Here is a 20,520-nt window from a genome sequence, read left to right as displayed (position 1 = left end):
CCATTTTCACAGATCGACTGGGCACTTGCTAACTGTGCGCCCGGGGCGGGCTAGCTTCGCATCGCCCGGCGGGCACTGTCGGTCCGCTGGGCGGCGTTCGCGATCCGGACATCTGCGGCCAGGATTGATACGCCGCGCAGCCCCGCCAGGACAGGGTTGAACTCCACCAGCGCTATTTCGGGATGGTTGTCCTTGAGCCGGGTCAACCTCGCGGCAAGGTCCTCCAGCGCGGCCACATCCACCGCCGGAAGGCCCTGGTAGCCGAACAGTTTCCGGGCCGCGCGCGGCGCGCGGATGAAGTCGTGGACATCGGCACCGGACAGCGGCGGAACCCGGTGGGCCCAGTCCTCCAGCAAATTCACGGCGTCCCCGGCAAGTCCAAAGGAAACCACCGGACCCAGCAGCGGATCCTCAATGGCCCGGAACGTGCAGGCTTGGCCCACCGGAGCCATCATCTGGACTTCCATGGACGGCGAGCCGTAGGGCGCAAGGGCGCGGTGCATCTCTACGATGTTGCGCCGCAATGATTCGGCGTCCTGGATGTCCAGCCGCACACCGCCAAGGTCCAGCCGGTGGCGCAGGGTCGGATCGGTGGTCTTCAGCACCACCGGCCAGCCAAGCCGCTCGGCGGCTGCAACAGCCTGGTCGGGCGTCTCGAAGCCCACGGAGGGGACAACGTCGATACCGTAGTGGGCCAGCAGGGTTGCCGCCTTCGCCGGGTCGAGCTGCACCAGCTGCTCGCCGGGGACGTCATGGAGCAGTTCCTCCAGCTCGGCCCTGACGCTTTCCGGGTCGCATCCTTCCGGCTCCGCGAAAAGACCCTGGTCGCGTTCCACCCACTCGGCATACTTGACCACGGCGGCGAGCGCTGCGACGGCGGCACCGGGGTTGGAGTAGCACGGCACGGATCCGCTGGCGGATTCGGCGTCCACGGCGTGGACAGGCAACCGTTCCGCACCCACCATGCCCTCAACATAGACGGACGGGTCCAGGATCCCGGTGAAGGCGGCAACCACCGGTTTTCCGGCCGCGGCGGAGCATTCCGCCAGGACGCCGGCAATCTTCTCCACCGTGAGGCCCCGTGCCGGCAGCAGCGCCACCACGACGGCGTGGATGGAGTCCGAGGCGAGGATCCCGGCGAGGCTCTCCCGGAGTGCCGGCAGCGCCAGTGACATGCCGGCGTCGAGATCCACGTCCGTGACAATCCGCTCAACACCGAGCCCGTTGGCGGCAGCACTGTCCGCGACCACTTTTCCGAGGGCCCGGGAGTTGCTGAAAACAGCAATGTCCGCCCCGGCCGGCAGCGGCTGGCCGGCGACGATCTGGGCCACGTCCATCAGCTGCTCAATCGTTTCAACCCGGATGACGCCGGACTGGCGCATCATCGCGTCCACGGCGCCGGCAGGCGCCTGCGTGGTCCGTACCGCATGCCCCGGAGGCAACTGCAGGCCCATCGAGTCCGATTTCGCCACGATGACGGGCTTGGTGCGGGCCAGGCGGCGGGCGAGCCGGGAAAACTTGCGCGGATTGCCGATGGATTCGAGGTAGAGTCCCACCGCGGCGGTGTCGGCGTCGTCTTCCCAGAACTGCATCATGTCGTTGCCGGAGACGTCGGCCCGGTTGCCGGCGGACAGGAACGTGGAAAGGCCCAGGCGGCGCCGGCTGGACGCGGCATACAGCGCCACTCCGATGGCGGCGGACTGGCTGAAGAGTCCCAGGCCGCCCCGGCGCGGCAGGCTTGGCGCCATGGATGCGTTCAGGGACACGGCCGGGTTCGTGTTGACGATGCCCAGGGACGCGGGGCCGATCACGCGCATCCCGTTGGAGCGGGCCTGGCGGACCAGCTCGCGCTGCCTGGCCAGCCCGCGTTCACCGTCGTCGGCGTACCCGGCCGTCGCCACCACAACGCCCTTGACTCCCGAGGCCGCGCAGTCCGCCACAACTTTGGGGACTTCCTCATAGGGGACGGCGATGATGGCCAGCCGGACGGGGTCCGGCACCTCGGAGAGCCTGGCGAAGGACAGCATCCCGGCGAGTTCGAGCGCCTCGGGGTTGATGGCGTAGACCGGCCCGGTGAAGCCGCCCTCGATGATGTGTTCGAGCAGCTGGTAGCCGATGGTGCCCCATTTGCGGCTGGCCCCGATCACCGCGACCGACGACGGCGCCAGCAGCTCCTGGATGCTGCGCGCCTCCGCGCGGTGCTCGCGTGACTCCATCACGGCCCGGGATTTTTCCGTGGGGTCGATGTTGAACTCCAGGCTCACCACACCGTCGTCGAAATGCCTCTTGACGTCGTAACCGGCGTCGGAGAAAACCATCAGCATTTTGCGGTTTTCCGGCAGCACTTCGGCACTGAATTTACGGATGCCGTTTTCGCGGGCGGCAGCGGCCAGGTGTTCCAGCAGGATCGATCCGATGCCGCGGCCCTGGTGGGCGTCGGCTATATTGAAGGCAACCTCGGCTTCTTCGGGATCGGTCAGCCGGTCGTAGCGGCCGATGCCCAGGATTTCACCGCCTATGGTGATCACCAGCGCCACCCGGTCCTTGTAGTCCACTTCCGTGAAGCGCTTCAGCTCCTTGCTGGAGAGCCTCGCTTTAAAGGCGAAAAACCGCATGTAGATGGACTTCTGCGACTGGCCGGTATGGAAAGCCTGCACGGCGTCGGCATCTGAGGGGTGGATCGGGCGCAGATGAGCCGTCCCTCCGTCCCGCAGAACGACATCGGCTTCCCAATATTCCGGATATACGCCGTCCCCGGGCTGATCCACCATAGGCTTAGCCTAGCTAAAACTCGCCAGTAAACCGTTAAGGATCCACCAGCCCCATGGCCCGCCGCCAAAGTTCCGCCCCGGCAGGGGACGCCGTCCAGGACTACACCGAGAACATCGTTGACATCGACGTCACGTCGGAAATGGAAGGCTCGTTCCTCGCGTACGCCTATTCGGTCATCTATTCACGGGCCCTCCCGGATGCCCGTGACGGCCTGAAACCGGTGCAGCGGCGCATCCTCTACATGATGAGCGAAATGGGCCTGCGCCCTGACCGCGGCCACGTCAAGAGCGCCCGCGTGGTGGGCGAGGTCATGGGCAAGCTGCACCCGCACGGCGACACCGCGATCTACGACGCCATGGTCCGCATGGCGCAGGACTTTTCGCTGCGGCTGCCGCTGATCGACGGCCACGGCAACTTCGGCTCGCTCGACGACGGCCCGGCGGCCCCGCGGTACACCGAGGCCCGCCTCGCTGCGGCTGCGCTCACCCTCACCGACCACCTCGACGAAGACGTGGTGGATTTCGTCCCCAACTACGACAACCAGCTGACCCAGCCGGATGTCCTGCCGGCGGCGTTCCCCAACCTGCTGGTCAACGGCGCCACGGGCATTGCCGTGGGCATGGCCACAAACATGGCCCCGCACAACCTCGTGGAGGTCATCTCCGCTGCCCGGCACCTGATCGCGAACCCCGGGGCCACCCTCGAGGACCTCATGCGGTTCGTTCCCGGCCCGGACCTGCCCACGGGCGGCCGGATCGTGGGCCTGGACGGCATCCGCGACGCCTACGCCACGGGACGCGGCTCGTTCAAGACCCGGGCGAAGGTGGAGATCGAGCAGCTGTCCGCCCGCCGCACCGGCCTGGTGGTCACCGAGCTTCCCTACATGGTGGGCCCGGAGAAGGTGATCGAGAAGATCAAAGACGCCGTCAACGGCAAGAAGCTGACCGGCATCAGCGACATCGTGGACCTGACCGACCGCAAGCACGGGCTCCGCCTGGTGATCGAGCTGAAGAACGGCTTCAACCCGAACGCCGTACTCCAGCAGCTCTACCGCTACTCGCCGATGGAAGATTCCTTCGGCATCAACAACGTGACGCTCGTGGACGGCCAGCCGCAGACGCTGGGCCTCGTGCAGCTGCTCTCCGTCTACGTGGACCACCGCATCAACGTGGTGCGGCGCCGCACGGCTTTCCGGCTGGCAAAGAAGAAGGACCGCCTCCACCTGGTGGAGGGCCTGCTGATCGCCATCGTGGACATCGACGAGGTCATCCAGATCATCCGGTCCTCCGACGAGGTTGCCGCCGCCCGCGAACGCCTCATGTCCATCTACGACCTCACCGAAATCCAGGCGAACTACATCCTGGAACTCCGGCTCCGGCAGCTGACCAAGTACTCCCGGATCGAGCTCGAAAAAGAGCAGGACCAGCTCAAGCGTGAGATCGCGGAGCTCGAGGCCATCCTGGCTTCGGACCAGCGCCTGCGCGAACTCGTCTCGGACGAACTGGCTGAAATCGCGGAAAAGTACGGCACCCCGCGCCGGACGGTGCTGCTTGAATCCGAGGCGGTCTCCCCCACCGTCGCCGCGCTGGCCGCTGCGCCCGGCGGCAAGGGCAAGGCGGCCCCGCTCGCCCTGGAAATAGCCGATGATCCCTGCTGGGCCATCCTGAGCGCCAGCGGACAGATCGCCCGGACCTCAAACCAGGAGCCCCTGGCCGAGTCCGGTCCGCGGTCACGGCACGACGTGTTCCGGTCCGTGGTGAAAACCTCGGCGCGCGGCGAGATCGCCGCCGTCACGTCCCTGGGCAGGATGCTGCGCCTCCAGGTCATGGACATGCCCGTGTTGCCGCCGATGTCCGGGCTTCCCAACCTGGCCGGCGGCGTACCTGCCAAGGACTTCATCACGCTGCTGAAGGGCGAGACCCTGGTCGCTTTCGCCCCGCTGGATACGGTGCTGGCGATCGGCACGGCGCAGGGCATCGTCAAACGCGTCCAGCCCGACTACCCCCTCAACCGCGAGGACTGGGAAGTCATTGCCCTCAAGGACAAGGACACCGTGGTGGGCGTTGAGCCGGCCGGGGCAGACGACGTCGACCTCGTGTTCCTCACCAAGCAGGCGCAGCTGCTGCGCTTCACCGCCGCAGCGGTCCGGCCGCAGGGCCGCACGGCGGGCGGCATGGCGGGGATCAAGCTGGGAGCCGGGGACGAGGTGCTGTTCTTCGGAACTGTCGCCCCGGGCGACGAGGAGGCCGTCGTGGTCACCGTTTCCGGGACCGAGGGTGCCCTGCCGGGCACGGCCCCCGGTGCCGGGAAAGTGACGGCCTTCGCGGAGTACCCGGCCAAGGGCAGGGCCACTGCGGGAGTGCGGGCGCACCGGTTCCTGAAGGGCGAAGATACCCTGCTCATTGCGTGGGCCGGACACGGGCCGGCCAAGGCGTCCTCGCTGGCGGGGGTGGCGCGCTCGCTCCCGCAGGAACACGGCCGACGGGACGGCTCCGGCATCCCGCTGTCGCAGGCCGTGGACGCCATTGGGCCCAGCATGACCTGGGCCTAGACTACTGGCATGCCTATCATCCCCGATGAAAAAGACTGGACCTGGGTGCTGACCAGGGTCTGCCCGGAGTGCGGATTCGACGCCTCGACAGTCACTCCCGCCACGGTTCCCGGCAGCGTCACGAACATGCTTCCGCGCTGGCGGGCGGCGCTGCGCCGCCCGGACGTCGCGGAACGACCGGACGAGGCCACGTGGTCCGTGCTGGAGTACGCATCGCATGTCCGGGATGTCTTCAGCCTCTTCGACCGCCGGCTGAACCTGATGCTGAGCGAGGACGACGCCCGGTTCGAGAACTGGGACCAGGACAAGACCGCCGTGGAGCAGGACTACGCCAACGCGGACCCCGCCATCGTCAGTGCCGAACTAACCGCCGAAGGCGAACAGATCGCGGAGTCATTCGCGGGCGTTCATGAGGACGAGTGGGGCAGGAAAGGCATCCGGGGCAACGGTTCGGAGTTCACGGTGATGACCCTCGCGCAGTACTTCCTGCACGACGTCGTCCATCACCTGCACGACGTCGACGCCTGAGTTGATCAGCTGGCCCGGTCAGGTGCGCACGGGCAGTTCCTTGTCCCACGCCAGGCTCCGGTTGACGGCGCTGTACCCCATTTTTTCGTAGAGGGCGAGCGCTCCGGTGGGGTTCTCCGAGTCGACATCGAGGGAGGCGCGGTCCATCCCTGCCGCGGCAAAGCGCCGCATCGCATCGGCGAGCAGGGCCTGGGCGATCCCGCGTCCGCGGTACTCGCGGCGGACGCCCAGCAGTTCCGTATACCCCTCGCTGTAGCCCCGGGATACCGCGCTGTCCGGGTCGTGGCTGGCCAGCTGGTAGCCTGCCACGGTTCCGGAGCCGCGGTCCAGGACCACAGCGCTCAGGTCTGGCCTGGCCTGCGGATCGTTGACGGTGAAACCCCAGGATTCCTCATCCCGTGGTTCGCTTCCCCAGTGGTCACGGAAGGCGGCGTTGTGGGCCAGCCGGACCTCCTCACTGAGCTCCGGCCGCATGGTTGCCAGTTCCAGCCCGTCATCGAGCCGCACGTCTGGAAGCGGGACGCCGTCCAGGTGCCGGTGCATCTCGTTGAAATAGCGCACCACGTGGAATCCTTCTTTGCGGAGCAGCCGCTGCTGGTGCTCGTGCTGCTGCTCCATGTGGACCCGCAGCCGCGGCGACGGTTCGTTGTCTTCCCGACCCTGGTCGTCCGCGAAACGCTCGAGGGTCCGCTGGCTGAGCCATCCCAGCAGCGCCGTGCCGATTCCCCGGCGCTGCCAGCCGGGGTCGACGCAGCCGAAACCGTAGGCCTTGTCGCCGTCCGGGTTTTTCGTGATGCGGGCATAAGCGCGGGGTACCGACCCGCGGTCCAGCAGCAGCAGCGTGTTGGCGGCCGGATGGTTCTTCTTCGACTGCAGGATCTGTTCAAGGTCGGCGGCCCGCTCAAACCACACGGGCCGTTCCACCTCGGCCGTCCGGGCAATCAGGTCAGCCCACGCCGCGACGTCCCTCTCCTCTGCCGGACGCCAGGCCAGCCCCTCGCCGGCCAGTGCGTCCCGCCAGGATCCGGGCATCGGAGCGTCGTTGTTCAGCATGCCAACAGGCTAGCTGCCGGCCCCGCCCCGCGCCAGAACCTGCCCGACGCGGGCGCGCGCCCCTGCGTCGAGGTCCAGCCTGCGGTCTGCCGGGTCAATGTCGTCGGGATTGTGGGTCACCAGAACTACAGTCCGTCCGGTGAGACCCCGCCGAAGGTCAGCCAGCATTTCCCGGCCCGCCTCGGCGTCAAGATGGGCGGTGGGTTCGTCCAGCAGGATCACGTCGGCCCCGGTCATGAGGGTCCTGGCAACCGCCAGCCGTTGGCGTTCCCCGCCGCTGAGGAAGGCGCCGCCGGGTCCGATCCGGGTGTCGGCGCCCTCCTCCAGCCTGCGAAGCAGCGGCTCCAGTCCCACGGCGGCCAGGGCCTCAGCGATTTCCTGACCGGCGTCGCCGTCCTTGCCTTCCGGCCGGCCGAGGAGGAGGTTTCCGCGGATGGTGGAGTCGAAAAGGTGCGCTTCCTGCGGACACCAGGCAGCGCGTCCGGTGACAGCGATCCGGCCGGAGCGTGGCAGCAGGAACCCGAGCAGGACGGCCAGCAGGGTGGACTTTCCGGAGCCTGAGGTTCCGGTCACGGCGAGCCAGCGGCCGGGTTCCGCCGTTGCGGAAACACCGGTGAAGACTTCCGGACCCGCGGGCCAGGCAGCTGAGAGCGACTCAAGCTCGATACCTGGCAGCCCGCCGGGGCGTTGGGCAACAGGCTCCAGTCCGGGTGTCCCGCGGTTCGGTCCACCGGTGTCCACAGCGGGTGTGGCTGCGGCGCCCGTTTCTGCGGCGGGGACGCCGGCGGCATCGGGGTCGGCGGCTTCGGAGGCGTCCAGCACGCCGGCCTCGCTGATCCGGTCCAGGACCAGGCGGAGAGCCGGGTACTGGCGTACCGCCGTCGTGATGGCGGCGTACGGATCCACCAGCGCGAGCTGCAGCAGGACCACGACGGCGGCCGTGGCCGGGGCCACGGATCCGCCCGTCACCTCGGGTCCGGCCAGGACCGCAGCGGCCAGGGCGGCGGTCCCGCAGGCAAGGACGGTGAGCGCCTGGCCCAGCCCCTCGGCCCACGCGGACCGCTGCGAGGCAGCTGTTGCCTCCTTGTCGGCAACTCCAATGGCGGACAGGACAGGTGCGGCGACACCGTTGGCGTGCAGTTCAGCGCGGGCGTCCAGCGCCGCGGCGATGTCCCGCAGGACCCCTGAGCGGAGCCGCTGCTCGGCCTGCGCCGACATCCTGTCTGCGAGGAGTGCCGCTGCCGGCGCGGCAACCAGTGACACCACTGCAGCGGCGATGACTGCAGGCAGCGCCGCGGGCAGCAGGAGGCCTGTGGCTGCAATGGCGGATGCACCCACAGCCACGGCGGTCACAGGCGGCAGGACCACCCGGGGCACCAGGTCCCGGACGGTATCGACGTCGTCAATCACCGTCCCCAGGACGTTTCCGCCTTGCAGGAGCCGGCGCAGGGACAGGGCGCGACGGCTCAGCGAATCCCAGAGCCGGCCGCGCAGCCTGGTGAGCGAGGCGAATACGGCGTCGTGCAGCAGGAGCCGCTCGGTGTAGCGCAGGACTGCCCTGCCGATGCCGAAGAACCGCACGCCCACGATGGCGGTGAGGAGGTAGAGGATGGGCGGCTGCTCGCTGGCCCGGATGATGAGCCAGCCGGACAATCCTGCCAGGGCAACGGCGAACAGGGCCGCCAGGACCCCCACGACGCCGGCTGCGCCGAATTTGAGGGACTCCGGCCGCAGGAGCCTGAAGATCCGGGCGGGAGTGTTGTGCGTGCGGACCCCCGCGGTCCCTCCGGCCCGGGCGTCGGTTCCCGCCGTGGCACGGTGCTCGGCCGCCCGCGCCGTCACCGGCGCCGTCGCCCGCCCCAATGCCGCATCCGGTGCCGCGTCCGGTCCCGCGTCCGGTGCCGGGAGAACGGCGGAATGCCGTGACGAGCCGGCAGCGTCTGCTGCCGGCCATCCCGGTGCGGATCCGGCGGCGACAGGAACTACGTGGTCTGCCAGTTCCCGGGTGAGGCGGTCGTGGGCCACGAGCAGGACAGTGGCCCGGCCGCGAAGCTTCAGGATGGATTCGTTGACCACGTTGGCGGATTCGCGGTCCAGATGCGCGGTGGGCTCATCCAGCAGCAGCAGGGTGGCACCGGCCTCGATCCGGGCCAGGCCCCGCGCCAGGGCAACCCTGCGGAGCTCCCCCGGGCTGAGCTCGGCGGGATGTTTCGCGGCCAGGTGTCCGGCTCCTGCCGCCTCAAGGCAGGCCCTGGCCTTCGAGGCGGCGGCATTGGCGGAGGCTGTGCCTGCGGTGCCGGCGGCGCCGCCCTTCAGGTAGAGCATCACCTCGGCCAGCACACTAATCTCCACCATGACCGGATGCTGCGGCACCCAGGCGACATCCGGCGGCGAGAACCCGGCGATCCCGCCGCTCACCACTGCACCGCCGCCCGTGCCGACGATTCCCGCCAGGACGCCCAGAATGGTGCTCTTGCCTGCCCCGCTGGCACCGTCGAGGGCGGTAATCCGGCCGGCGGGTGCGTCAAAACCCAGCGGTCCGACGGCGGGTTCCAGCCGCCCGCCGTACGTGACCGTCAGATTCCTGACCGTCACCGCCGGAAGGCCCGCGCCGCCCTCGGAAGTCCCCCCGGGAAGCAGGCCGCCCTGCGGCTGCGAGCCATTCTGCGGCTGCAGCGGCCGGACCTCCGGCGCGTCCATCACCGCGGCGACCTCGGCCAGGGCCGCACGTCCGTCGTCGCTTGAGTGGTGGGCGGTGCCCAGTTCCCGCAACGGCAGATAGCAGTCGGGTGCCAGGATCAGGGCGAGGAGCCCGGCCTCGAGTGCCATGTCGCCGTGGACCAGGCGCACGCCGATGAAGACGGCCACAACGGCCACCGAGATCGTGGCGATGAGTTCCAGCGCGAGCGCGGAGAGGAAGGCCGTCCGCAGGGTGTCCATGGTCCGGGAGCGGTACTGCTCCGAGATGTCCTCGAGGGCCTTCCGCTGGGCACTGGCCCGGCCCAGCCCCACCAGTACGGGCAGCCCTTTGGCCAGTTCCAGCATGTGGCCCGACAGGCGGGCCAGGGCCGATTGTGCGGCCCGGACCCGGTCTTCGGTGTACCTGCCGATCAGCACCATGAACACCGGCACGAGCGGTACGGTCAGGACGACCACCACTGCACTGACCCAGTCGGCGAACAGGATCCGGGCGCCCAGCAGGAGCGGGATGGCGGCGCAGTTGACGAGGGCCGGCAAAAACTGGGCGTAGTAGCTGTCCAGAGCATCCAGGCCTCTGGTGGCCAGGATCGCCAGGCCGCCGTCGGACGGGCCAGCCGCACGCGTGCCGTTCCGCAGTGCGCGTTCCAGCAGTGCGGCGCGCAGTTCTTCCTTGACTCCGAGGGCCGCCCGGCGCGAGGCCACCCCTTGAGCCCACACCGTCACGGACCGGAGGACCACGCCTGCCAGTCCCCAGCCCAGCTGGTCGGCCCAGGCCGGGCTCTGGGAGACCAGTCCGGCCAGGACCGATGCCACCGCCTGCGCCATCAGCACCAGTGACAATGCCTTGAGGGCAGCGAGGAAGCCGAGCCAATAAAGCGCGAGCCGGTTTGCTGGGCCGGCCGGGAACTGCGGTCTCATCGGGTCCTAGTCTTTGGGGGCCAGCGCCCTGGCGGCGATGGCAGGCAGGAAACTGTGGGCTTCCGGGATGTGGGCGGCACTGACCCGGCGGCGGAACACCCAGTAGGTCCAGGCCTGGTAGGCCAGCACCAGGGGCAGGCCCACGCAGGCCACGATGGTCATGAGCCCCAGGGTGTAGTCGGAGGATGAGGCATTGGAAATGGTCAGGTTGAAGTCCGCGTTGAGGGTGGAGGGAAGCACCACCGGGAAGGCCGCACCGAAGATCGACGCGCTGCCCAGGAGCAGGAACACCCCGAGCGACAGGAACGCCTTCCCCTCGAGTCCGTTCCGGCCGAACTGCCAGGCGAACACCGCGGCCACCACTGCCGCGGCAACCGCCGCGATGGTCCAGGCTTCGCCGCTGAGGAGCTGCACGCTGATGGCCCAGCCGGCGATGGGGAGCAGGAGGACCGGCAGCAGCCGGACAAACCAGTTCCGGGCGCGGTGCCTGACATCGCCGTCGGTCTTCAGGGCGAGGAAGGCCAGCGCGTGCAGCAGGGAGAAGCACACCACGGCCAGCCCGCCCAGGACGGCGTAGCCGCTGAACCAGGCGAACGGTCCGCCCTCGCGGTCGCCATTGGCGTTGAGCGGGAGCCCGGTGGTGGTCAGCGCCAGCGCCGCGCCGACGCCGAACGCAGCCACGAGGGATCCGGCCGCTATGGCCCAGTCCCACACCGCGCGCCAGCGGTCCGTGTCCACCTTGCCGCGGTACTCGAAGGCCACCGCACGGAAGATGAGGGCAACGAGGACCAGCAGCAGCGGAAGGTAGAGGGCAGAGAACAGGGATGCGTACCAGAGCGGGAAGGCGGCGAACGTCGCGCCGCCGGCGGTCAGGAGCCAGACCTCATTACCGTCCCAGACGGGGCCGATCGTGTTGAGCAGGACGCGGCGCTCGGTGTTGTTGCGGGCGAAGAGCTTCATCAGCATGCCGACGCCGAGGTCGAACCCTTCGAGAAAGAGGTATCCCGTCCACAACACCGCGATGGCGATGAACCAGATGGTGGGCAGCAGTTCCATGGTCGAATTTCCTCTGCGCTTAGTAGGCGAATGCCAGGACGTCGTCGGAGCCGCCGGGCTTGCCGGGGCCGCCGGGGCCCGGTGTGGCGTCCTCGTTTTCGCCGACTGGGGCGTGGGCGAGTTCAGGCATTGCGGAAACCACGCCGCCGCGGATGTACTTCACCAGCAGCTTCACCTCCACCACCAGCAGCACGGCGTACACGGCCGTCAGCACCACCAGGGAGGTGAGCAGTTCTCCTGCGGAAACGCCCGGTGAAACGGCCGCAGCGGTGAACATAAACACCTGGTCGATCCCGCTGGGGTCCGGGTTTGGCGCGACCACGAAGGGCTGGCGTCCCATTTCGGTGAAGATCCAGCCGGCCGCGTTGGCACCGAACGGCGCCATGATGCCGACGACGGCGAGCCGCATCAGTCCGCGGGAGGCCGGCACGGTGCCTTTGCGGGTGGCCCAGAGCGCCACGAGGGCAGCGAGGGCAGCGAGGCCGCCGAAGCCGATCATCATCCGGAAGCCCCAGTAGGTCACTTCCATGACCGGAACGTACTCGATTTCCTGCCCGGCACGGTCACCGTAGATGGGGTTGTCCGGGAGGTGCGTTCCGTAGTCGGCCTTGTACTGGTCCAGCAGGCTGTTGACGCCTTTCACTTCGGTGGTGAAGTCGCCCTTGGCCAGGAAGGACAGGATCCCGGGAACTTCGATCACCGCCACGATCTCGTCGCAGTTCTTTGAACCGACGTTGCCGACGCTGAGGACGGAGAAGCCGGTGCCGTCGTGGCAGGCAGCCTCGGCCGCGGCCATCTTCATGGGCTGCTGTTCGAACATGAGCTTGCCCTGCAGGTCGCCGGTGAGGGCTGTTCCGGCGAAGGAAATCATGGCCACGACGGCGCCGATCCGGAGCGAGGTGATCCAGACCTTGTAGTCAGCCTTGTCGCGGCCCGGAATGTCCGCTTCGCCCGGGATGACCTTGCCGTCCTTGCCCACGGTGTCGATGCCGTCATGGCGGCGGCGCCACAGGTGGTACCAGGCGATGCCCAGCAGGAAGCCTCCGGCAACGGCCAGGGCGCCGAAGAGGGTATGCGGGACTGCCACGAGGGCGGTGTTGTTGGTGAAGACGGCCCAGGCGTCAGTCATGACCGGGCGCCCGTTGATCATTTCCACACCGACGGGATGCTGCATCCAGCTGTTGGCCACGATGATGAAGTACGCGGAGAACACCGAGCCCACCACGGCAATCCAGAGGCAGGCCAGGTGGACGCCCCTCTTGAGTTGCTTCCACCCGAAGATCCACAGCCCCAGGAAGGTGGACTCCACGAAGAAAGCCAGGAGCGCCTCGAGGGCCAGCGGCGCCCCGAAAACGTCCCCGACGAAGCGGCTGTATTCGCTCCAGGCCATCCCGAACTGGAACTCCTGCACGATGCCGGTGGCAACGCCCATGATGAAGTTGATGAGGAACAGCTTCCCCCAGAACTTGGTCATGCGGAGGTATTCGGGCTTGCCGGTGCGGTACCAGACTGTCTGGATGACTGCCACCACGAGGCCCAGCCCGATGGTCAACGGGACCATCATGAAGTGGTACACGGTGGTGATGCCGAATTGCCAGCGTGCGATTTCCAAAGCGTCCAAGGCAGTCCCTACTTTTGGCTAGGCTTTCATCAGTCCAGGTCTTCTACGCTTCGTAGAAGACCAATTTCTACAGAGTGTAGAACACTTTCGGCGAGCAGTGTAACCAACAGTTCCACCGGCCGGACCCGCTGGCAAGGGCGCGACGCGCCGATTGTTCTACCTCATGTAGAAAGAAACTGCAAAAAGATGTAAATTTAGATCCTAAGTATTCAACTACGTTCCGCGAAGGCCGCCCCGGCTTCGCGGATCGGAACGTTAAGAAGGATGTACGGAATGGCAAGTCTTGGTGAACTGGAACGGGCAGTGATGGATTTGCTCTGGGCAGGCCAGGAAGCGGCCACCGCCAACACCCTGCGGGACCTGCTGGCGCAGAGCACCCAGGCCCAGGGCGGCACGGCCGGCCACGAGGGCAAGGACCTCGCCGTAACCACCGTCCTGACCGTGCTTTCACGCCTGGAGAAGAAGGGGCTCGTGGAACGCGAACGCGGCACCCGCCCGCACCGCTACCAAGCTGTCTCCAGCAGGGCGGACCACACCGCCGAACTCATGCACGAGGTCCTCGGCTCGGCGCCGGACCGCGAAGCCGTGCTCGCCCGTTTTATTGGCTCCGTCACCGAAAGTGAAGCCGAAACACTGCGCAAACTGCTTGGCCACAACTAACAGCGCATGTTCTGGACCTCATACTTACTGGCGGTCCTGGCGATAGTCCTGGCGTGGCCGGTGCCTATCCTTCTTTCGCGCGCGCAATGGCCGGCCCGGTCACCGTTCACGGCCATGCTGCTCTGGCAGGCAATCGCCCTGGCCGGCGGCCTGTCCATGATCGGCGCCATGCTGGTCTACGGCCTCGAGCCGATCGGTGACAACCTCCTGGCCGGCCTGCGCGGGTTGGCCGGAATGGTCCTTTTTAATGCCCCCACCACGGCGCTGGGCTTCTGGCATCTCTTCGCGCTGTCGGCGGCGGCGCTCCTCACCGCGCACCTCGTTTTTACGCTGCTGCTGACCTACTACCGGATCGAACGGCAGCGCAGGCGCCACCGTGAACTCCTTGCCCTCCTGGCGTCGCCGTCCACCGACGGCCCGGGAACCGTGGTGATCAACCACGATTCCCCCGTTGCCTACTGCCTCCCGGGGGGCGCACGGTCTGTCACGGTGCTGAGCGACGGCTTGATGGCTGCGTTGGAGCCGGCAGAACTTCGCGCCGTGCTCATCCACGAGAACGCCCATCTGAGCCAGCGCCACCACCTCCTGTTGTGGGCGTTCGCGGCCTGGCGACAGGCCCTCCCCTGGCTGCCCACCACCCGCCTTGCCCAGGAATCAGTGAGCACCCTGATCGAAATGCTTGCTGACGACGTCGCCTTGAAGACCGAGAGCAAGGCCACCCTCATCAAGGCCATTGCCATTGTTGCCAGCGGTCCTGCCGGCGTGCCCGGCGGCCGCGTGGCGTTCAACGGCGCCGACCTGCCGTCCGGCGACGCCGGCGCGGGCGGCATCAGCGCAGCCGGAATGGTCGACGCCGGTCTCCAGGGTTCGCCGGGCAGCGCGAGTTCGGCCGGCACCACCGTGTCCCGGGTCCGCAGGCTACTGTCCCCCCAGGAGCCGCTGCCGGCGCCGCTGCGGGCTTTGGTCCTGGCGGGCTGCCTGCTACTTCTGGCGGTCCCCACGGCTTTGCTGATTGTCCCGGGGCTGCTCGGCTAACCGCCCCTTCCGCAACCGCCCCTTCCGCAACCGCCCTTGTCGGCCGGGTGCTCCCCGGCCGCAGGACTCAGGCGTCGATCCGCTCCCGATCCAGGCTCGCAGCACCGGCAATGATGAAGTCCTTGCGCGGCGCGACGTCGGAGCCCATCAGCAGGTCGAAGGTCTCTTCTGCCTGCTTGGCGTTTTCGATCCCCACTTTGCGCAGGGTCCGGTGGCGCGGATCCATGGTGGTCTCCGCCAACTGTTCCGCGTCCATTTCACCGAGGCCCTTGTAGCGCTGAATGGGTTCCTTGTACCGCTTGCCCTCCTTGGCCAGCCGCGCCAGCAGCACGTGGAGTTCAGCTTCGGAGTAGGTATAGATCATCTCGTTGGCTTTCTGCCCGGCGTTGATGACCTCCACGCGGTGCAGCGGCGGCACTGCGGCGAACACCCTGCCCTCATCGATCATTGGCCGCATGTAGCGGAAGAAGAGCGTGAGGAGCAGCGTGCGGATGTGGGCGCCGTCCACGTCGGCATCCGTCATCAGGATCACTTTGCCGTAGCGTGCCGCCGTGATGTCGAAGCTTCGCCCGGACCCTGCGCCCACCACCTGGATGAGCGCAGCGCACTCGGCGTTGGACAGCATGTCCCCCACCGAGGCCTTCTGCACGTTGAGGATCTTGCCGCGGATGGGCAGGAGCGCCTGGAAGTCCGAGGAGCGGGCCAGTTTGGCAGTTCCCAGCGCGGAGTCTCCCTCCACGATGAACAGTTCCGAGCGGGCCACGTCATCCGTGCGGCAGTCCGCCAGTTTCGTGGGCATCGACGATGTCTCCAGCGCGTTCTTCCGGCGCTGTGTCTCCTTGTGGACGCGCGCGGAAATCCGGGACTTCATCTCGCTGACGATTTTTTCCAGGAGCAGCGCGGACTGCGCCTTGTCATTGCGGTTGGCGGAGCTCAGTTTGGCATTGATCTCCTTCTCCACCACCCGTGCCACGATGGCCCGGACCGCTGAAGTGCCGAGGATTTCCTTGGTCTGGCCCTCGAACTGCGGCTCGGCCAGGCGTACCGTCAGCACCGCGGTCAGGCCCGCGAAGATGTCGTCCTTTTCGATCTTGTCGTTGCCGGCTTTGAGCTTGCGGGCATTCGTTTCCACAGCCTTGCGGAAAGTCTTCACCAGGGCCTGCTCGAAGCCGGACTGGTGCGTCCCGCCCTTGGGGGTGGAGATGATGTTCACAAAGCTGCGCACGGTGCTGTCGTAACCGATTCCCCACCGGAGTGCCACGTCCACTTCACAGTCGCGTTCCACTTCGGCGAGCTGGCTGTGGCCCCGCTCGTCCAGGACCGGAACGGTTTCCTTGAACTTGCCCGAACCGTGCAGCCGCCAGGTGTCCGTGACCGCCGGATCAGCGGCGAGAAAATCGACGAACTCGGAGATGCCGCCGTCGTGGTGGAAGACCTCCTCGTGGCCGGCCAGTTCGCCGGGAGTGCCCGGAAGCCTCCGCTGGTCGCGGACGGTCAGCTTTAGGCCCGGTATCAGGAAGGATGTCTGCCGGGCCCGGGCGGCCAGTTCATCGTAGGAGAACTTGGCGTCCGGGGTGAAGATCTGGCGGTCCGCCCAGTACCGGATCCGGGTGCCGGTGACACCGCGTTTGGCCTTGCCCACCACGTCAAGGACCGAATCATTGACGAACGGTTCGAACGTCGCCGCCGGATCGGGTTTGGTCCCCGGGTCCTTGAACCGCCCCGGTTCGCCCCGCCGGAAGGACATCTTGTACGTCTTACCGCCGCGGTCCACCTCCACGTCAAGGCGGGAAGACAGCGCGTTGACCACCGAGGCACCGACGCCGTGCAGGCCGCCGGACGCCGTATAGGATCCGCCGCCGAACTTGCCGCCCGCGTGCAGTTTGGTAAAGACAACTTCGACGCCGGTCAGTCCGGTCTTGGGCTCAACGTCGATGGGGATGCCGCGGCCGTCATCGTGAATCTCCACGGAGTTGTCGGCGTGCAGGATGATCTGGATGTCATGGCCGAACCCGGCCAGGGCCTCGTCGACGGAGTTGTCGATGATTTCCCACAGGCAGTGCATCAGGCCGCGGGAGTCGGTGGAACCGATGTACATGCCCGGGCGCTTGCGGACGGCCTCGAGGCCTTCCAGTACAGACAGGTGCCGGGCAGTGTAATCAGAACTTGGTGCCACGGGTTGTGAACTCCTTCAGTGACGGAATAGCTAAGGCTTTTGACGCTCTTCCTAGGTTAGTCGGCCCGCGCCGGGACGCTTGCCAGCCACTCCAACATCGGCGTCGTCCGGCAGTACCCGTTACGGAATGGTGATACGCGCACAGCGAAAGTGATCCATCCTTGTCATGGTTTTGCTACGAATGCTGGTTATATAGATGTACAGATCTACTAAGGAGGCCGAAATGACAACAGCAGTTGCGGACCGCACGCTCAACGCACTGGACCGGTGCGATCGTTGCGGAGCACAGGCGTACGTCCGGGTTGTTCTCGAGTCCTCCGGCGGGGAGCTGCTCTTCTGCGGCCACCACGCGCGGGCAGTCGAAGCGACGCTTAAGCCGCTGAGCTCCGACTGGCACGACGAGACGGGCCGGCTTCACGAGAAGCCGCCGGTATCGGTGGACTAGGCAACTCTCTGACAGCAACAGGGCTCCTCCGCTTCGGAGGGGCCCTGTTCGTTTGTCCCTGGACACCCCTCAACTCCACACATAAGTAAGGCCCCGCCGTCCGGCGGGGCCTTACTTATGTGTGCTTCTGCTTCTTAGTCCAGGTAGTCGCGCAAGACCTGGGACCGGGACGGGTGCCGCAGCTTGGACATCGTCTTCGATTCGATCTGGCGGATACGCTCGCGCGTGACTCCGTAGACCTTGCCGATTTCGTCTAAAGTCTTCGGCTGTCCGTCGGTGAGGCCGAACCGCATCGCCACAACGCCGGCTTCGCGCTCGGACAGGGTGTCCAGCACCGAGTGCAACTGCTCCTGCAGCAACGTGAAGCTGACTGCGTCGGCGGGAACCACGGCTTCCGAGTCCTCGATGAGGTCACCGAACTCCGAGTCGCCGTCCTCACCCAGGGGGGTGTGCAGCGAGATGGGCTCGCGGCCGTATTTCTGGACTTCGACAACCTTCTCAGGTGTCATGTCCAGTTCGAGGGCCAGCTCCTCGGGCGTAGGTTCGCGCCCAAGATCCTGCAGCATCTGGCGCTGGACGCGCGCCAGCTTGTTGATGACTTCCACCATGTGCACCGGGATCCGGATGGTACGGGCCTGGTCGGCCATGGCACGCGTGATGGCCTGGCGGATCCACCAGGTGGCGTACGTGGAGAACTTGAAGCCCTTGGTGTAGTCGAACTTCTCGACCGCACGGATGAGGCCCAGGTTGCCTTCCTGGATGAGGTCCAGGAACAGCATGCCGCGGCCGGTGTAGCGCTTGGCGAGCGAAACAACGAGGCGGAGGTTGGCCTCCAGCAGGTGGTTCTTGGCGCGCTTGCCGTCGTGGATGACGAACTCGAGCTCGCGCTTGAGTTTCGGATCCATGGAGCCGTCGTCCGCCGCGATCTTCTCTTCGGCGAACAGGCCCGCCTCGATGCGGAGGGCAAGGTCCACTTCCTGCTCGGCGTTCAGCAGGGCCACCTTGCCGATCTGCTTCAGGTAGTCCTTGACGGGGTCGGCCGTGGCGCCGGCCGACATGACCTGCTGGACCGGGGCGTCGTCGTCGTCGGCGTCGGAGTACACAAAGCCTGTGCCGGTGGCTGCGGCACCGGTCTTGCTGGCGGCCTCTTCCTCGCTCAGCTCCGACGGATCCGGACTGACGTCGTCGAGATCTTCGTCCAGCTCAACGTCCTCTGCGTCGTCGTCGGACTTTCCGGCAGCCTCGGCGGCAGCCTTGGCGCCGGGCTTGGGTCCGCGCTTCTTGGGCTCGGGCTTTGCCGGGGCGCCGCCCTCGGCAGCCGCAGCCTTGTTGGCTGCGCGCGTGGCGGCACGCTTGGCGCTCGTCGCCGCCTTCTTCTCCTCAGGGGACAATTCGGCCTGGTCGGCGGGTTCCTTCTTGGCGGAAGACGGGGTCACAGAAAACCTTTCTAGCGGCGGTCTGTGGAATCACCATACGGGCAACACCACTATGACCCTGTCAAGTCCGTGATTCACATCAGGTGCGATCGCGGCCAGCAGAGCCATTAAGTAGAACTGCCGGAGCGGCCGTAATGTTCCCGTTTCCGGGCATCACTACATGCACTTGATTCACGGACCCAACCGGGTCTCGGCATCCATTGTCTCACGATTTTCCGAATCGGCCCCTCAGGGCCGCCGCACGGGCCCGAATGTTTCGGCGAACCGGCTTCTCCCTGCCCGCGTCATCCGAATGCGGCCCGGCCTAGGCCGCATCCGTTTCAAACTTCTGCCATGCTGCGTCACGGCGCCCGGCCCATCCGCACAGGGTGCCGCGGCTGACCAGTTCGGAGAGCAGCTCCGCGAGCCGGTATCCGGGGTGCGCCGTCACGGCCTGGTCCAGCAGCGCATGGGCGAACGAACCCCTGCCGCGGCACCACTCAATCCAGCCCCGTCCCGTGAGCGACGCAGCGCCGCCTTCTCCCCCGCCAGCCGTGCCGAGTTGCTGCAGCACGCGCTCCAGCGCCCTCATCCGGTCCCAGCGGGGCGATGGCGGTGCCAGCCCCAGCAGCACATCCCCGTAGCCGGGAACCGGGAATGTCCCATCGTCCGACGCATCTTCCGCCGGTCCGGCTGCCGGCAAAGCGCCAGGGGGCGGTGACACCACCTGCAGGCCGGCGTCCGGCGCGAAGATCCCGAAGTCCTCGGCGCCCTGCTCCGCGGCCAGCCGTCCCGCCGCGCTCATCACCAGAACGGCGTCCCGCCAATGGGGTATGCGCAGGGAGGCCCGGAGATATCCGGCCAACTCGGCCGGAAGGTGCCCCTCCCCTCCATCGGCCAGCACGCACCCCCAGACGTCCAGTATTTTGGCGAACTGGGCGCAACTGCCCCGGAGCCGAGCAAATTCGGTGGCCCACTTTTGTTCCGATTCCAGCACGCACGCATCAGCCTCCGCCGCAGCGGGCAAGGCACCGCCTGCGGCGGAGGGGTCCTCGCCCACGATGCTCCCGCGGAACACCATCTCGGCGTTGAGCCGGCTGTCCCGGATCTCATCGATGGAGCGGCCGGGCAACGGACAGCAGGCCGGATCGAAGCAGTACGCGTTCCGCCAGAAGGCCTCGCCGACGAACCAGGCGTCGCGGACCGGGACCCCGGATAATTCCAGCTCGACCTCCAGGGCTGTCAGCAGCCTCGCCAGTGTCCCGTCCAACAGCGCCCCGGCGGCCCAACTACCCGACCCGCCCGCCCATCCCTCCTCGCTGAAGAGCACCAGGAGGGCGCCGTCGGCGTCGTGGTCCGCTCCAAGGTAGTCCCTGACAGTGCGGGCAAACCGAAGCAGCCCCGGATCCGAGTCGAGGTCCGGGAGATCGACGCGGAGGGTGGCGCCCAGCCGCTTCCCCTGCATGGTCATGGCCACCAGGCTGTTGGCCGGCCAGTAGCCAAGGGAATGCGGAATGAAGCCCAGGATGTCCTCGGGGCCGGTGATGGTCAGTCGTTCTGGAGGTGTCATGCATCCAGACTGAAAGAGAC

General features: G+C 67.1%; 13 protein-coding genes. 5 read left to right on the top strand and 8 right to left on the bottom strand.

The features are described 5' to 3' along the window. Window positions 1-50: 50 nt before the first annotated feature. Entirely contained in the window at window positions 51-2,771 is a 2,721-nt protein-coding gene (locus AC07YR_RS03730; protein WP_494733076.1) for a bifunctional acetate--CoA ligase family protein/GNAT family N-acetyltransferase, read from the bottom strand. 53 nt (window positions 2,772-2,824) lie between these two features. On the opposite strand from AC07YR_RS03730, the gene AC07YR_RS03725 reads away from it, so the two are divergent. Both AC07YR_RS03725 and AC07YR_RS03720 read left to right on the top strand, forming a co-directional pair. Beyond that, the gene (locus AC07YR_RS03725) at window positions 2,825-5,323 is read left to right on the top strand and encodes a DNA gyrase/topoisomerase IV subunit A (RefSeq protein WP_494733075.1); all 2,499 of its coding nucleotides are present in this window, start codon (window positions 2,825-2,827) and stop codon (window positions 5,321-5,323) included. Between the two features lie 9 nt (window positions 5,324-5,332). Next, on the top strand, window positions 5,333-5,851 hold the full coding sequence (locus AC07YR_RS03720; RefSeq protein WP_494733074.1) for a DinB family protein: 519 nt from the start codon (window positions 5,333-5,335) through the stop codon (window positions 5,849-5,851). An 18-nt stretch (window positions 5,852-5,869) separates the two neighbouring features. Here AC07YR_RS03720 and AC07YR_RS03715 read toward each other — a convergent pair whose 3' ends face one another. Genes AC07YR_RS03715 through AC07YR_RS03700 form a run of 4 tightly spaced genes read right to left on the bottom strand, consistent with a single transcriptional unit; the run spans window position 5,870 to window position 13,199 of the window. Beyond that, the gene (locus tag AC07YR_RS03715) at window positions 5,870-6,904 is read right to left on the bottom strand and encodes a GNAT family N-acetyltransferase (protein ID WP_494733073.1); all 1,035 of its coding nucleotides are present in this window, start codon (window positions 6,902-6,904) and stop codon (window positions 5,870-5,872) included. A gap of 9 nt (window positions 6,905-6,913) precedes the next feature. Next, window positions 6,914-10,522, bottom strand: a complete 3,609-nt coding sequence (gene cydD / locus AC07YR_RS03710; protein WP_494733072.1) for a thiol reductant ABC exporter subunit CydD — start codon at window positions 10,520-10,522, stop codon at window positions 6,914-6,916. Between the two features lie 6 nt (window positions 10,523-10,528). Further along, a complete protein-coding gene (gene cydB / locus AC07YR_RS03705) occupies window positions 10,529-11,578 on the bottom strand; it encodes a cytochrome d ubiquinol oxidase subunit II (protein WP_436057309.1) in 1,050 nt (349 codons plus the stop codon). 19 nt (window positions 11,579-11,597) lie between these two features. Continuing rightward, a complete protein-coding gene (locus AC07YR_RS03700) occupies window positions 11,598-13,199 on the bottom strand; it encodes a cytochrome ubiquinol oxidase subunit I (RefSeq protein ID WP_436057308.1) in 1,602 nt (533 codons plus the stop codon). Window positions 13,200-13,472: 273 nt separating this feature from the next. Between AC07YR_RS03700 and AC07YR_RS03695 the strand changes: the two genes are divergently transcribed. Together AC07YR_RS03695 and AC07YR_RS03690 are read left to right on the top strand one after the other, a co-directional pair. Continuing rightward, window positions 13,473-13,859, top strand: coding sequence for a BlaI/MecI/CopY family transcriptional regulator (locus tag AC07YR_RS03695; protein WP_028270841.1), 387 nt, complete (start codon window positions 13,473-13,475; stop codon window positions 13,857-13,859). 6 nt (window positions 13,860-13,865) lie between these two features. Further along, window positions 13,866-14,894 (top strand): M56 family metallopeptidase, encoded by a 1,029-nt coding sequence (locus AC07YR_RS03690; protein ID WP_436057307.1) that lies wholly within the window; start codon window positions 13,866-13,868, stop codon window positions 14,892-14,894. 67 nt (window positions 14,895-14,961) lie between these two features. Here the strand turns inward: AC07YR_RS03690 and AC07YR_RS03685 are convergent, their stop codons facing one another. Next, window positions 14,962-17,070, bottom strand: a complete 2,109-nt coding sequence (locus tag AC07YR_RS03685; protein WP_055802189.1) for a DNA gyrase/topoisomerase IV subunit B — start codon at window positions 17,068-17,070, stop codon at window positions 14,962-14,964. Between the two features lie 223 nt (window positions 17,071-17,293). Between AC07YR_RS03685 and AC07YR_RS03680 the strand changes: the two genes are divergently transcribed. Then, window positions 17,294-17,515 carry a DUF7455 domain-containing protein gene (locus tag AC07YR_RS03680; RefSeq protein WP_028270844.1) on the top strand — a complete coding sequence of 74 codons (222 nt, stop codon included), beginning with the start codon at window positions 17,294-17,296 and terminating at the stop codon, window positions 17,513-17,515. A 134-nt stretch (window positions 17,516-17,649) separates the two neighbouring features. Here the strand turns inward: AC07YR_RS03680 and AC07YR_RS03675 are convergent, their stop codons facing one another. After that, window positions 17,650-18,951 carry an RNA polymerase sigma factor gene (locus tag AC07YR_RS03675; protein ID WP_028270845.1) on the bottom strand — a complete coding sequence of 434 codons (1,302 nt, stop codon included), beginning with the start codon at window positions 18,949-18,951 and terminating at the stop codon, window positions 17,650-17,652. A gap of 304 nt (window positions 18,952-19,255) precedes the next feature. Continuing rightward, a complete protein-coding gene (locus AC07YR_RS03670) occupies window positions 19,256-20,500 on the bottom strand; it encodes a DUF4192 family protein (RefSeq protein ID WP_494733071.1) in 1,245 nt (414 codons plus the stop codon). Window positions 20,501-20,520 lie beyond the last annotated feature (20 nt).

The sequence above is a fragment of the Arthrobacter sp. GW460-12-1-14-TSB2 genome (genome assembly GCF_059423525.1).
The sequence above is the reverse complement of the archived record's forward strand: the minus strand, read 5'-3'. Positions and strand labels throughout refer to the sequence as shown.

Bases quoted from the DNA above. Each gene is read 5' to 3' on its own strand.
- AC07YR_RS03730 (WP_494733076.1), bottom strand. From the start codon at position 2,771: ATGGTGGATCAGCCCGGGGACGGCGTATATCCGGAATATTGGGAAGCC.
- AC07YR_RS03725 (WP_494733075.1), top strand. From the start codon at position 2,825: ATGGCCCGCCGCCAAAGTTCCGCCCCGGCAGGGGACGCCGTCCAGGAC.
- AC07YR_RS03720 (WP_494733074.1), top strand. From the start codon at position 5,333: ATGCCTATCATCCCCGATGAAAAAGACTGGACCTGGGTGCTGACCAGG.
- AC07YR_RS03715 (WP_494733073.1), bottom strand. From the start codon at position 6,904: ATGCTGAACAACGACGCTCCGATGCCCGGATCCTGGCGGGACGCACTG.
- cydD (WP_494733072.1), bottom strand. From the start codon at position 10,522: ATGAGACCGCAGTTCCCGGCCGGCCCAGCAAACCGGCTCGCGCTTTAT.
- cydB (WP_436057309.1), bottom strand. From the start codon at position 11,578: ATGGAACTGCTGCCCACCATCTGGTTCATCGCCATCGCGGTGTTGTGG.
- AC07YR_RS03695 (WP_028270841.1), top strand. From the start codon at position 13,473: ATGGCAAGTCTTGGTGAACTGGAACGGGCAGTGATGGATTTGCTCTGG.
- AC07YR_RS03690 (WP_436057307.1), top strand. From the start codon at position 13,866: ATGTTCTGGACCTCATACTTACTGGCGGTCCTGGCGATAGTCCTGGCG.
- AC07YR_RS03680 (WP_028270844.1), top strand. From the start codon at position 17,294: ATGACAACAGCAGTTGCGGACCGCACGCTCAACGCACTGGACCGGTGC.
- AC07YR_RS03670 (WP_494733071.1), bottom strand. From the start codon at position 20,500: ATGACACCTCCAGAACGACTGACCATCACCGGCCCCGAGGACATCCTG.